Raw genomic sequence first — 12678 nt, forward strand, 5'->3', positions numbered from 1 at the left:
GCCCGCTCCCCGGCCGAACGCGCGGGCGCCGCTGACCGCAGCCTCGCCGTGGTGGCCGTCACGGCCTGCCGCCCGTGCCGGACGGCCGACACCTGGCTGGACACCGGGTGGACGGCCCAGGGGTGTCCTGCTGCTGGTCGGTGTGTGCCTGGTGCTCGCCGGCGCCCGTCTGCTCCGGCCACGCACCGGCCGGGTGGCCGCCGGGACCCTCGTCGCGCTGAGCTCGGTGGTCCTGCTCGCCGCGACCCTGCTCGCCGTCCGCAGCTCCTGAGCAGTAGAAGCGGGCTCCGCTGGGTACGGGATCTCGACGTGATCGACGACCCGTCCCGCGAGGACCGCGAGCGACTGCGCGAGCAGCTGGCCGCCTCCCGGGAGGACCGCCTCGCCGACGTCCGCCTCTGGCTGCTGGGGAGGATCGAGGACCTGAACCCGAACTGACAGCTCCCCGACCGCTGTCGGGAAGCTCAGACGAGGGGCCGCTCGAAGGTCACCAGCACGCCCTCGACGCCGCCGGGCCCGATGCGGCCCTTCACCTGGACGGCGGTGATCGCCCTGAGCTGCCAGCCCTCACGGGCGCGCGCGTTGAGGACCCCCTCGAGCTTGTCGCCGGACATCTTGCCGCCGAGCATGCCCTCGCGGATCTCCTCGACCTTGTACTCGTAGCGCGCAGCCATCGACCGCTCCCCTCGCCGGTACGGAGGGCCAGCCTGGCCGTCCCGGCACCCGGTGTCCACGCCTGCCGGTGCCGCACGTCAGGACGCGGCCCGCCCCACCGCCGCGCAGTAGCGGTCGTGCTCGGCGCGCACCTCCGCCACCGGTGCCAGCACCTCCTCGTCGGCCACCTCCGAGACCCGCGCGGTGAGCCGTCGCCTGGCCGTGCGCGCCCGGCGTCTGGCGCCGGCGGCCACCAGCGGCCGGGACAGGACCGCGAGCAGCACCCCGGCCAGCAGGCCGAGCACGAGCAGCACCGTGGGCAGCGGGATGCCCTGCACCCGGGGCAGCGGGACGACGTCGTCGAGCTGCAGCAGCCCGAGCGCGACCAGCCCGATCAGCCACAGCGCCCCGGCCAGCGCCACCAGCGCGAGCAGCCACTGCAGGCCGCCGACGGCGCGCTGCCACAGCGGCGTGCGGTCCGGCCCCAGGTCGGTGCCGGCGACGGCGCGGTCGAGCCGGTCGGGCAGCCGCTCGCCGACGTCCTCGGTGGTGCGTCGCAGCTCGTCGCGCCAGGCCGGGGGCAGCCCGCGGCCGGCGTCGTCGCGGGCCCGGCGCAGCGCGGCGTCCATGCCGGCCAGCTGCACCGCTCCCGCCTGCGGCAGCGACGTGCGCGACCGCTCGTCGCCCAGGTGCAGCCGCGACAGCGGGTCGGCCCGCAGCTTCCGCGTCCACCGCAGCAGCGGCCAGCCGGTGTGCGCGGTGCCGCTGCGGCGGGCCGAGCGCTCCACCGCGCCGACGACCGCAGGCACCCCCGCGGCGTCGGCCAGCGCCCCGGTGAGCTCGTCGCGGGCGGCGCGGCCGGGTCCGCGGTCGCGGCCGAGGTCGGGCGCGCAGTGGACGGCGAGCGCGCCGGCCGCGGCGCGGGCATCGGCCGTGAGCCGGTCGGTGGCCGCCCTGCGCGCACCCACCCGGCGGGCCAGCTCGGCACGCAGCTCCGGCAGCCCCAGGCCGCTGCGGGCCGCGGTGGGCAGCACCGGCGTCCCCGCCAGGCCCTCCTCGTCGAGCAGCCGGCGCAGGTCGGCCAGGCACGCCACCACCGCCGCCTCGTCGAGCCGGTCGACCTGGTTGAGCACCACCAGCAGCACCCCCGCGTGCCCGGCCAGCGGCGCGAGGTAGCGGGTGTGCACGGCGTCGTCGGCGTACTTCTGCGGGTCGAGCACCCACACCAGGACGTCGACCAGCTGCACCAGCCGGTCGACCTCCAGCCGGTTCTCCAGCCGCACGCTGTCGTGGTCGGGCAGGTCCAGCAGCACCAGCCCGTCGAGGGCCGGGTCGCCGTCGTCCACCCGGTGCCGCCGCGGGACCTCCAGCCAGTCGAGCAGCCGGTCGGCGCCGTGCTCGCCCCAGACGCTGGCGTGCGCCACGCCGGTCGTCGGCCGCCGCACCCCCGGGGTGCTCACCTCCGCGCCGGACAGCGCGTTGAACAGCGTGGACTTGCCGCTGCCCGTGGCGCCGGCCAGCGCGACGACGGTCGCGTCGCCCAGCGCCTCCCGGGCCCCGGCCTTGGCCAGCAGCTGCCGGGCCGCGCCCACCTCGGGCACCTCCAACCGCCCCTCGGCCACCCCGACCGCCTCGCGCAGCGCGGCCAGCCGGTCGGCCAGCGGCGTCTCCCGACCCCTCACGCGGCCACGCCCCGGGCCGCGGCGAGCGTGGCGACGGCGGCCCGCAGCCGGTCGGCCGCGTCGGGGGCGCCGGCGACGACGCCCAGCAGCTCGTCGAAGCGGTCCTGCTCTGTGCCCAGCAGCCGGGTGGCGCGGGCGTCGAGGTCGGCGCGGGCGCGGGCGGCCAGCGCGCGCACCGCGGCGTCGCCGAACACCGCCTCCAGCACCCGCTGCCCCACCGCGGTCGTCCCGCCGGCGATCGCCAGCTCCGCCCCCGACAGCCCCGCCGTCGAGGCGAAGACGGCGACCATCACCACCGCCCCGGCGCCGTTCACCCCCCAGGACAGCAGCCGCGCCCGGGACCGCCGGCTCGCGCCCTCCTCGCGGACCAGATCCAGCACGTACCCCTGCCAGTCGCGCACCTCCTCGGCGGCGGCCGGGGCGAAGTCCGGCGAGGTCGCGCCGAGGTCCTCCTCCCGCCCCGCCACCAGCGCCGCACCGCCGGGCAGCGAGCGCCACGCGGTGACCGTGCGCTCGGCGGCGCGGTCGGCCTCCGACCGCAGCAGCGTCTCCACGCCGGACTCCAGCGCCCCGGACAGCGAGTCCGCCGTCGACGGCCGGCCGGTGAGCGCCGCACCGATCCGGTCGCGCAGCCGCCCCACCTGGCTCTGCAGCGAGCGCATCCACTCCCCGGTGCCGACGAAGTCCTGCCAGCGGGCGAGCACCTCCCCGCGCAGCAGGCTGCCGTTGCCCACGCCCTCGGCGACGGCGGCACGCGCGCCGCCGTAGGCGGCGTCGGCGGCGTCGGCCAGGCCGCGCGCGGCCGCGGCCTGCTCGTCGACCCCGTCGGCCACCGCGGCCACCCGCCCGTCGAGGCTCTCCAGCGCCCCGGCCAGGGTCTGCCGCACCACGGCGGCGCGCTGCTCCTGGTCGGCGGCCAGGCCCCGCAGCCAGTCGCGCAGCGGGGCGACCTGGTCCTCGGGCAGGAAGCCGTCGGTCAGCGGCCGCTCCTCGACGACGAACAGCCGCGCGCCGCCCAGCCCGCCGCGCTGGAGCATCGAGGCGAGGTCGGCGGCGACCTCGGTCACCGCCTCCGGCGGCGTCCGGTCGAGGACGACGGCCAGCGCGGTGCCCCGCTCCTGCGCCGTCCGCAGCAGGTCCCACGGGACGGCGTCGGCGTAGCGCGCCGCCGTCGTCACGAACACCCACAGGTCGGCGGCCGACAGCAGCTGCCCGGCGAGGTCGCGGTTGGCCTCCACCACCGAGTCGACGTCGGGGGCGTCGATGAGCGCCAGCCCGGCGGGCAGCGCCTCGCTGGGCACCAGCCGCAACCCCCCGGTGACGTCGCGGGCGCTCTCGCCCCCGCCGGTCGTGCGGGGCAGGTGCGGGAGCACGCGCTCGCCGGAGAACGCGGCCAGGTCGGCCGGTGAGCAGACCAGCACCGGCGCGCGGGTGGTCGGCCGCAGCACGCCGGGCGCGGTCACCTTCGCGCCCAGCACGCTGTTGACCAGCGTGGACTTGCCGGCGCCGGTCGAGCCGCCGACCACCGCCAGCAGTGGGGCGTCGAGGTCGCGCAGCCGGGGCAGCAGGTAGTCGTCGACCTGGTCGACGACGGCCCGCGCGGTGCGGGCGGTCGCCTCGCGGCCGGGGGTGGCCAGGCCGAGCGGGGCGTGCGCGACCGCATCGCGGAGCTCCTGCAGCGCGTCGGTCAGCGGAACGGGTCCGGTCACCCCCGGTAGGTAGCCCGCGGCGGCCTCCGCTACCCGTTGCCCCCGGTGAGCGGCCCGTCCGGGTGAGCGGTCCGCTCCCGGATCACCGCCGCCTGAGCGGCGGGGTCACCCCAGGACGGCGGCGAGGAACTCCCCGACCCGCCCGCGCAGCTCCGCGACCCGCTCCTCGCCCACGACGAGCGGGTCGCGGTCGTGCAGCCACGGTGGGATCTCGGTGCGGGCGCGCGCGGCGCAGCCGAGGTCGGCGCACACGTAGGTGCCCACCGTGTTGCCGTTGCGCCCGGCCTCCCCGGCCCGCCGCGCGGTGAACAGCGACACCGCGTCGCCGGACTGCGTGGACCGGCACAGCAGGCACATCACGCTGCGGCGGGCCGACATCCGCGACTCCGCGGCGCGCAGCGCGATGCCGACCGGCCGCCCCTCCCGCTGCACCACGAGGTAGCCGCGCAGCGGCGCCTTCGCGTCGCGCCAGCCGAGCACCTCGAGCTCGTCCCACGGCAGGTCGGCCAGGTCGCGCGGCAGCGTGGCGGAGTTCGCCTCGCCCTTCGAGCAGTTGACGAAGGAGCGCCGCACCTGGGTCTCGGTCATCGGTTCCACGAGGCGCCATCCTGCGATCCGGCACCGGGGCGTCTCAACCGGTTTCCCGCACCCAGCGCAGCGCCTCCTCCACGGTGCCCACCACGGCGACCCCCGCCGGCAGCGGCGGCCGGCGCACGAGGACGACCGGCAGCCCGAGCCGACGGGCGGCGGTGAGCTTGGCCTCGGTCAGGTGCCCGCCGGAGTCCTTGGCGACGACGACGTCGACGCCGTGCTCGCGCATCAGCGCCACCTCCTCCTCCTCGGTGAACGGGCCGCGGGCCAGCAGCAGCGTCGCCCCGTCCGGCAGCGGCTCGTCGGGCGGGTCGACCGCGCGCACCAGCACCCGCCCGGGCAGGGCGGCGAAGGCGCCGACGCCCTGCCGGCCGGTGGTGACGAAGGCCGTGCCGCGCCCGTGCACGGCCTCGGCCGCCGCGGCCAGCGAGTCCACGTAGCGCCAGTCGTCCCCCGGTCCCGGGGTCCAGCCGGGGCGCTGCAGCCGCAGCAGCGGCGTGCCGTGCCGGGCGGCCGCCGCGGCGGCGTTGGCGGTGATCCGCGCGGCGAAGGGGTGGGTGGCGTCGACCACGGCGGCCGGCCGGTGGGTGGCCAGCCAGTCGGCCAGCCCGTCGGCGCCGCCGAAGCCGCCGACCCGCACCTGGCCCTCGGGCAGCAGCGGGTCGGCCACCCGCCCGGCGAGGCTGGAGAGCACGTCGACGCCCTCGGCCACCAGCGCCGCGGCCAGCCGCCGCGCCTCGCCGGTGCCGCCGAGCACGAGGACCTGCCCGGTCACGGCCGGGCTCCGGGGATCATGGGCGCGTGGGCAGGGACGGCGCCTCCGGGCTGCGGCACGGGTGGACCACCGGCGCGTGCGCGACGGCGGCGGCCACCGCGGCCTACACCGCGCTGCTCACCGGCGAGTTCCCCGACCCGGTGACCATCCACCTGCCCCACGACCGGCACCCGTCCTTCGCGCTGGCCACGGAGGCGCTCGAGCCCGGCGCGGCCCGCGCGGCGGTCGTCAAGGACGCCGGCGACGACCCCGACGTCACCCACGGCGCCCTGGTGGGCGTGCGGGTGGCGCACGGCGAGCCGGGCAGCGGCGTCGTCTTCCGGGCGGGGGAGGGCGTGGGCACGGTGACCAAGCCGGGCCTGCCCCTGGCGGTGGGCGAGCCGGCGATCAACCCGATGCCGCGGCAGTTCGTGCGCGAGCACGTGGCCATGGTGGCGCACCGGCACGGCGGCAGCGGCGACGTCGTCGTCGAGGTGTCCATCGAGCACGGCGCGGAGCTGGCGCGCCGGACGTGGAACCCGCGGCTGGGGATCGTCGGCGGGCTGTCGGTGCTGGGCACCACCGGGGTCGTCGTGCCCTACTCGTGCTCGTCGTGGATCGACTCGATCCGCCGCGGCATCGACGTCGCCCGCGCGGCCGGGCGCACCCACGTCGCCGGGTGCACCGGCTCGACCAGCGAGCGGACGGTGCAGGAGCTGCACGGGCTGCCCGAGGACGCGCTGCTGGACATGGGCGACTTCGCCGGCGCGGTGCTCAAGTACCTGCGCCGCCACCCGGTGCCGCGGCTGACCGTCGCCGGGGGCATCGGCAAGCTGGCCAAGCTCGCCGACGGCCACCTCGACCTGCACTCGGGCCGCTCGCAGGTGTCCTTCGACTCCCTCGCCGCCCGGGTGGCCGGCGCGGGCGGCCCGCGCGAGCTGGTCGAGGGCGTGCGCGGCGCGAACACCGCGCTCGACGCGCTGCGGCAGTGCCAGGCGGCCGGGCTGCCGCTCGGCGACCTGGTGGCCGCGGGCGCCCGGGAGACGGCGCTCGGCGTGCTGAGGGGGGCGCCGGTCGAGGTCGACGTCGTGGTGATCGACCGCGCCGGTGAGGTCGTGGGTCAGGCCTGACGGCACCGCGCCGTCGAGTACAGGTGGCTGTCGGGGAACTGCTCGGCGGTGAGCACCGGGCCCACGACGACGACCGCCGTCCGCCGCACGCCCGCGGCCTCGACCTGCCCGGCGATGTCGGCGAGCGTGCCGCGCAGCACCAGCTCGTCGTCGCGGCTGGCCCGGGCGACGACGGCGACCGGGCCGTCGTCGCCGTAGTGCGCGGCCAGCTGCGGCGCGAGCTCGGCGATCCGCTGCACGGCCAGGTGCAGCACCAGCGTGGCCCCGGTGGCGGCGTAGGCGGCCAGCTCCTCCCCCGGCGGCATCGGCGTGGACCGTGCGCTGGTGCGGGTGAGCACCACGGTCTGCCCCACGCCGGGCACGGTGAGCTCCCGCTTGAGCGACGCGGCCGCGGCGGCGAACGCGGGCACCCCCGGGACGACGTCGTAGGGCACGCCGGCGGCGTCGAGCCGGCGCATCTGCTCGGCCATCGCGCTGTACACCGACGGGTCGCCGGAGTGCAGCCGGGCGACGTCGTGCCCGGCCGCGTGCGCGGCGACGAGCTCGGCGGTGATGGCGTCGAGGTCGAGGTCGGCGGTGTCGACCAGCCGCGCGCCGGGCGGGGCGGTGGCGAGCAGCTCGCGGGGCACCAGCGCGCCGGCGTAGAGGCAGACCGGGGCGGTGGCGATGATCCGCGCCGCGCGCAGCGTGACCAGGTCGGCCGCGCCCGGGCCGGCGCCGATGAAGTGCACGGTCACCGGAGGACCTCCCCGGGCACTTCCGCGGAAGTGCGCGCTCACCACCGGGTCACCGACCAGATCGTCACGGGCATCGCGGGCTTCCAGCCGGTGAACGACCCGACCGGCTCGGCGCGCTGCACCTCCACCCGCACCAGGTCACCGCCCACCTGCGCGTGCCACCGGGCCAGCACCGCCTCGCTCTCCACCGTGACGGCGTTGGCCACCATGCGCCCGCCGGGCGGCAGCGCGTCCCAGCACGACTCCACCAGCAGCGGCGTGGTCAGCCCGCCGCCGATGAACACCGCGTCGGGCGCGCCCAGGCGCGAGAGCACCTCCGGCGCGTGGCCGTGCACCACCCGCAGGTAGGGCACGCCGAGCCGGGCGGCGTTGCGGGCGATCCGCTCGGCGCGCTCGGCGGAGGCCTCGACGGCGACCGCGCGGCAGGTGGGGTGGGCGCGCATCCACTCGATGCCGATCGAGCCCGACCCGGCGCCCACGTCCCACAGCAGCTGCCCGGGCACCGCCGCGAGCCGGGAGAGGGTGACCGCGCGGACCTCCGACCGCGTCAGCTGCCCGTCGGACTCGTAGGCGCCGTCGGGCAGGCCGGGCGTGGTGGGCAGCGGCGCGGTCCCGCGGTCGGCGCGGCACTCGACGGCGGTGACCACCAGCGCCGGTGCCGGCTGCGACCAGGTGGCCGCGGTGCCGGTGCGCACCTCCTCGTCCGGGCCGCCCAGCCCGCCGAGCACCGTGACCAGGCTCTGCCCGTAGCCGCGCGCCGACAGCAGCGCCGCGACCTGGGCCGGGGTCTCGCCGTCGGAACCGAGCACCAGCAGCCGCCGGCCGGGCTGCACGTGCGGGTGCAGCAGCTCGATCGGCCGGCCGACCAGGGCGACCACCTCGGTCTCCTCCACCGCCCAGCCCAGCCGCGCGCAGGCCAGCGACACCGACGACGGCGCCGGCAGCACCCGCACCCGCTCGGCGCCCAGCAGCCGGGTGAGCGTGGTGCCGATGCCCGACAGCATCGGGTCGCCGCTGGCCAGCACCACCACCGCCCGCCCGGCGTGCCCGTCGACCAGACCGGGCAGGGCCTCGGTGAGCGGCGAGGGCCACGGGACTCGCTCGGCGGTCACCTCCGGCGGCACCAGGTCGAGCTGGCGGGCGCTGCCGAGCAGCACGTCGGCGCGCTCGACCTCGACGCGGGAGGTGGGCGCCAGCCCGTCCCACCCGTCGGCGCCGATGCCGACGACGACCACCGGGGCGGCGGGGGCCGCGACCGTCTCGCTCACGCCGGCAGCTCCCCCTCGGGCCCGGCGGCCTCGGCCAGCAGCCGCTCCCGCAGGTCCTCGGGCAGCCGGTCGACGTAGACGACGCCGTCGAGGTGGTCGACCTCGTGCTGCAGGCACCGGGCCGCCATGCCGGTCGCCTCGATCGTCACCGGCCGGCCCGCGACGTCCACGCCGTCGACCCGGGCGCGGAAGGCGCGGGCGAGGTCGGCGTAGGGGCCGGGCACCGACAGGCAGCCCTCCTCGGTGACCTCCTCCGCGGGCTCGCCGTCGGCCGGCCCGGGCAGCGTCAGCGACGGGTTGACGACGTAGCCGACGACGTCCTCGCCGTCGGCGTCGGGGCAGTCGATGACGAACACCCGCGCGTCGACGCCGATCTGGTTGGCCGCCAGGCCCACGCCGTCGGCCGCGCGCATCGAGGCGAACATGTCGAGCACGAGCCGGCGCAGCCGCTCGTCGAACTCGGTGACCGGGGCGGTCGGGCGGTGCAGCACCTCGTTGCTGCCGTAGGTGACGATCGGCCGGGCGACGCCGTCGTAACGGCCGGGCAGGCGCATGGCCGCGATCCTAGGAACCGGTCTCGGCAGGATGGTCGGCGTGCTGCTCCGCCGGGACCTCCCCGCCGCCCTCGGCCTGGCCCTCGGCGCGGCCGCCGACCTGCTGCTCGCCGACCCCGCGCGCCGGCACCCGGTGGCCGGCTTCGGCACCCTCGCCGCCGCGCTGGAGCGGCGGCTCTGGCGGGACTCCCGCGCGGCCGGCGCCGGGTACGCGGGAGTCCTGGTCGCCGGTGCCACGGGGCTGGGGACGGCGGCCGACCGGGTCACCCGCGGGCGGCCCGCGGCGCGCACGGCCGCGGTCGCCCTCGCCACGTGGGCGGTGCTCGGCGGCACCTCGCTGGGCCGCGCGGCGACGGCGATGGCCGGGGTGCTGGAGGCCGGGGACCTGCCCGCCGCCCGCGCGCTGCTGCCGACGCTGGCCGGTCGCGACCCCTCGGCCCTCGACGGCGGAGAGCTGGCCCGGGCCACCGTCGAGTCGGTCGCCGAGAACACCTCCGACGCCGCCGTGGCCCCGCTGGTCTGGGGAGCGCTGGCCGGCCTGCCGGGGCTGCTCGGGTACCGCGCGGTCAACACCCTCGACGCGATGGTGGGCCACCGCTCGCCGCGCCACGCCCGCTTCGGCTGGGCCGCCGCCCGCGCCGACGACGTCGCCAACTGGCTGCCCGCCCGGCTGACCGCCGCGCTCACCGTCGCCCTCGCCCCGCTGGCCGGCGGTTCCCCGCGCGGCGCGCTGCGGGTCTGGCAGCGCGACGGCGCCGCCCACCCCAGCCCCAACGCCGGCCGCTGCGAGGCCGCGGCGGCCGGCGCGCTGGGACTGCGGCTGGGCGGCCGCAACGTCTACGGCAGCAGGGTGGAGGACCGGCCGGTGCTCGGCGACGGCCGGGCACCCGACAGCAGCGACGTCGCCCGGGCGGTGCGCCTGTCGCGGGCGGTGTGGCTGGGCGCGGCGCTCCTCGCCGCCGCGGCCAGGGCACCCCGGCGCGGCTGAGGACGGGTCAGCGGCCCGCGGCCGTGGAGGACGCCGCGCGGCTGCGGCAGGACGGGGAAGCCGGCCGGGTCGGCGTGCGGGCGGCTGGCCGGCGGGTCGGCCGGACCGCGGCCACCGCGGACGGCGATCACCAGGGTGGTCACCACCAGGCCGCCGAGGCCGAGCAGGACGAGCAGGACGAGGACTGCACCAGTGGTCATGCCGGAGACGGTGGCACCATCCGGCCTGGACGGAAGCGGTCCAATCCGGCATGGTGGCCCGCATGCCACTGGGAGCGGATCAGTCCACCGCGGGCGAGCTCGCCGCGCTGGTCGGGCCACTCGGGGAGGCGTCCGGGCCCCGGTACGCCACCCTCGCCCGCCGGGTCGGCGAGCTGGTCGCACTGGGGCAGCTCGCGCCGGGCACCCGGCTGCCCGCCGAGCGGGACCTGGCCGCGGCGCTGGCCGTCAGCAGGGTCACCGTCGCCTCGGCCTACCGGCTGCTGCGCGAGGAGGGCCGGGCGAGCACCCGGCACGGCGCGGGCACCGTGCTCGAGACACCGCCGGCCGGCGCGGTGTGGACCGCGCCCACCGCCGACCCCGGGGTCCTCGACCTCGCCCACGCCTCGCCGGAGGCCGCCCCGGAGCTGCTGCCGGCCTACCAGCAGGCGCTGGCGCGGCTGCCCGCGCTCGCCGGCGGCCACGGCTACGCGCCCGGCGGGCTGCCCGAGCTGCGCGCCGCGATCGCCGACCGCTACACCGCCCGCGGCCTGCCCACCGACCCCGAGCAGGTGGTGGTCACCGCCGGCACCGGCGACGCCACGGCGACGGTGGTCGAGACGCTGCTGCAGCCCGGCGACCGGGTGCTGGTCGAGCACCCCACCTACCCCGGCGCCCTGGGCATGGTGACCGCGGCCGGCGGGCGGTGCGTGCCGGTGACCGTCGACCCGGCCGACCCCGACGCGGTCGTGGCGGCCGCGCACCTCGCCGTCCGGCAGAGCAGCCCGCGGCTGGCCTTCCTCATGCCCGACTTCTCCAACCCCTCCGGCGCGCGGCTGTCGGCGGCCGGCCGGCGGCGGCTGGCCGCGACGCTGTGGCAGCAGGGCGTGCTGACGATCGTCGACGAGGTGACCGCGGAGCTGTGGCTCGACGACCAGGGGCCGCTGCCGCCCTACGCCGCCGGCCTGCCCGACGCCGCCACGGTCACCGTCGGGGGGCTGTCCAAGGCGGTGTGGGGCGGGCTGCGGATCGGCTGGCTGCGCACCGACGCGGCGCTGGCCGCCTCCCTGGGCGCCGTCCTGGGCCGCCGCCAGCTGTCGGTCGGCCCGCTCGACCAGCTCGCCGCGGCGGCGCTGGTCCGCGACCTCGACACCGTGCTGCCCGGCCGCCGCGCACTGCTGCGGGAGCGCCGCGAGGTGCTGCTCGCCGAGGTGGGCGCGCGACTGCCGCACTGGCGCGCGCCCCGCCCCGGCGGCGGGCTGTCGTCGTGGTGCGCGCTCCCCACCGGGACGAGCGCCGCCGCCCTGGCCGCCGCTGCCGCCCCGCTGGGCCTGCTGCTGGCCGAGGGGCGCGTCTTCGGCACCGGCACGGTCTTCGACGACCACCTGCGGCTGCCCTTCACCCTGCCGCCGGACCGGCTGCGGTCGGCGGTGACCACGCTGGCCTCGGTGGACGCCGCCCTCCGCAGCGGACCGGTCGCGCGCCACCCGGCCCGGCCCGTCACGGTCGTGTGACACGAACCGGACAGATCCGTCTGCATGGCGTGCGCATCCCGGTGCGGGCGGCTACCGTCAGACCATTCGAGCGGCCGGCCCCGCCGGCTCCCGCGACAGGTCGAACAACCGGCTGAGCGGCGCTCTCCCGGGCACCGCCCGGCGCGCTCCCGGAGCACGCGATGACGTCCACCCAGTACCCCCTCCGGTCCCGACACCGCGGCGCCGCGGGGCACGCGGTCCCCGCGCCGCCCGCACGCCCTCCGGCCCCTCCGCCGCTGGCGGCCCGGCGCACCCGCTTGGCCGGCCGCTGGCGGTACGACCGCGTCAGCGGCGAGTGGTGGTGGTCGGAGGAGATGAGCGCCCTGCTCGGTCCGGCCGGCGACGGCCCCTCCACCGAGGCGCTGGTCGCCGCCCAGCACCCCGACGACCGGCCGCGGACCATCGAGGCGCTGTCGGCTGCGATCACCGTGGCGCAGGCGTTCTGCCTGGAGGTGCGGGTGCGCACCGACGCCGGCGGGCACCGTGCCGTGGTGCTGCTCGGCGAGCCCCGGCTCGACGACGAGGGCCGGGTGGCCGCCGTCGAGGGCCTCGTCGTGGACAGCCCGCGGCCGGCCGCGGCCGAGGACCGGGTGCGGGCCCTCGAGGCGGAGGTCGCGCAGATGCGGACCGCCATGGCCAGCCGGGCCCCGATCGAGCAGGCCAAGGGCGTGCTCATGCTCCTGACCGGGTGCGGTGACCAGGTGGCCTTCGACCTGCTGGCGCACATCTCCAGCCACACCCACCGCAAGGTCCGCGAGGTCGCCCTCGACCTGGTGGCCTCGGCCTCGGGCCAGCGGCCGCTGTCGGCGGAGGTGCGGGAGATCCTGCGCGACGCCTGCCCGCCCGGCGGCGCCGGGCACTGAGCCGGCCCCTCCCCTG

General features: G+C 78.5%; 14 protein-coding genes. 6 read left to right on the forward strand and 8 right to left on the reverse strand.

The features are described from left to right. Positions 1-142: 142 nt before the first annotated feature. Entirely contained in the window at positions 143-271 is a 129-nt protein-coding gene (locus ACI8AD_RS02365) for a hypothetical protein (RefSeq protein ID WP_456868959.1), read from the forward strand. A 38-nt stretch (positions 272-309) separates the two neighbouring features. Then, positions 310-438, forward strand: a complete 129-nt coding sequence (locus ACI8AD_RS02370) for a hypothetical protein (protein WP_456868960.1) — start codon at positions 310-312, stop codon at positions 436-438. Positions 439-464: 26 nt separating this feature from the next. On the opposite strand, the gene ACI8AD_RS02375 is transcribed toward ACI8AD_RS02370, so the two are convergent. From ACI8AD_RS02375 to ACI8AD_RS02395, 5 genes are all read right to left on the reverse strand, one after another. Next, positions 465-674, reverse strand: coding sequence for a DUF4177 domain-containing protein (locus ACI8AD_RS02375; protein ID WP_456868961.1), 210 nt, complete (start codon positions 672-674; stop codon positions 465-467). A gap of 78 nt (positions 675-752) precedes the next feature. Then, positions 753-2336, reverse strand: a complete 1584-nt coding sequence (locus ACI8AD_RS02380; protein WP_456868962.1) for a GTPase — start codon at positions 2334-2336, stop codon at positions 753-755. Then, positions 2333-4045 carry an ABC transporter gene (locus ACI8AD_RS02385; RefSeq protein WP_456868963.1) on the reverse strand — a complete coding sequence of 571 codons (1713 nt, stop codon included), beginning with the start codon at positions 4043-4045 and terminating at the stop codon, positions 2333-2335. The genes ACI8AD_RS02380 and ACI8AD_RS02385 overlap by 4 nt, the downstream gene beginning before the upstream one ends. 105 nt (positions 4046-4150) lie before the next feature. Beyond that, the gene (locus tag ACI8AD_RS02390) at positions 4151-4633 is read right to left on the reverse strand and encodes an FBP domain-containing protein (RefSeq protein ID WP_456869157.1); all 483 of its coding nucleotides are present in this window, start codon (positions 4631-4633) and stop codon (positions 4151-4153) included. A gap of 43 nt (positions 4634-4676) precedes the next feature. After that, on the reverse strand, positions 4677-5411 hold the full coding sequence (locus tag ACI8AD_RS02395) for a cobalt-precorrin-6A reductase (RefSeq protein WP_456868964.1): 735 nt from the start codon (positions 5409-5411) through the stop codon (positions 4677-4679). A 26-nt stretch (positions 5412-5437) separates the two neighbouring features. On the opposite strand from ACI8AD_RS02395, the gene ACI8AD_RS02400 reads away from it, so the two are divergent. Next, positions 5438-6520 carry a cobalt-precorrin-5B (C(1))-methyltransferase gene (locus ACI8AD_RS02400; RefSeq protein ID WP_456868965.1) on the forward strand — a complete coding sequence of 361 codons (1083 nt, stop codon included), beginning with the start codon at positions 5438-5440 and terminating at the stop codon, positions 6518-6520. Here ACI8AD_RS02400 and cobM read toward each other — a convergent pair. The 3 genes from cobM to def are packed head-to-tail and all read right to left on the reverse strand — an operon-like array spanning position 6511 to position 9079. Then, positions 6511-7257: a precorrin-4 C(11)-methyltransferase gene (cobM, locus tag ACI8AD_RS02405; RefSeq protein ID WP_456868966.1), complete on the reverse strand. Its 747-nt coding sequence runs from the start codon at positions 7255-7257 to the stop codon at positions 6511-6513. The two genes, ACI8AD_RS02400 and cobM, sit on opposite strands and share 10 nt — an antisense overlap. Before the next feature lie 38 nt (positions 7258-7295). Beyond that, positions 7296-8525: a precorrin-6y C5,15-methyltransferase (decarboxylating) subunit CbiE gene (cbiE, locus tag ACI8AD_RS02410; protein ID WP_456868967.1), complete on the reverse strand. Its 1230-nt coding sequence runs from the start codon at positions 8523-8525 to the stop codon at positions 7296-7298. Continuing rightward, complete coding sequence (gene def / locus ACI8AD_RS02415; protein ID WP_456868968.1) at positions 8522-9079, reverse strand: peptide deformylase; 558 nt, start codon at positions 9077-9079, stop codon at positions 8522-8524. Before def ends, cbiE begins: the two co-directional genes overlap by 4 nt. Before the next feature lie 31 nt (positions 9080-9110). Between def and ACI8AD_RS02420 the strand changes: the two genes are divergently transcribed. The 3 genes from ACI8AD_RS02420 to ACI8AD_RS02430 all read left to right on the forward strand — a co-directional run bounded on the left by ACI8AD_RS02420 (position 9111) and on the right by ACI8AD_RS02430 (position 12662). Then, a complete protein-coding gene (locus ACI8AD_RS02420) occupies positions 9111-10067 on the forward strand; it encodes a cobalamin biosynthesis protein (RefSeq protein WP_456868969.1) in 957 nt (318 codons plus the stop codon). A gap of 262 nt (positions 10068-10329) precedes the next feature. Beyond that, on the forward strand, positions 10330-11778 hold the full coding sequence (locus ACI8AD_RS02425; protein ID WP_456868970.1) for an aminotransferase-like domain-containing protein: 1449 nt from the start codon (positions 10330-10332) through the stop codon (positions 11776-11778). A gap of 278 nt (positions 11779-12056) precedes the next feature. Next, entirely contained in the window at positions 12057-12662 is a 606-nt protein-coding gene (locus ACI8AD_RS02430; protein ID WP_456868971.1) for a PAS and ANTAR domain-containing protein, read from the forward strand. Positions 12663-12678: the final 16 nt, after the last annotated feature.

Source organism: Geodermatophilus sp. SYSU D00766, assembly GCF_054049915.1.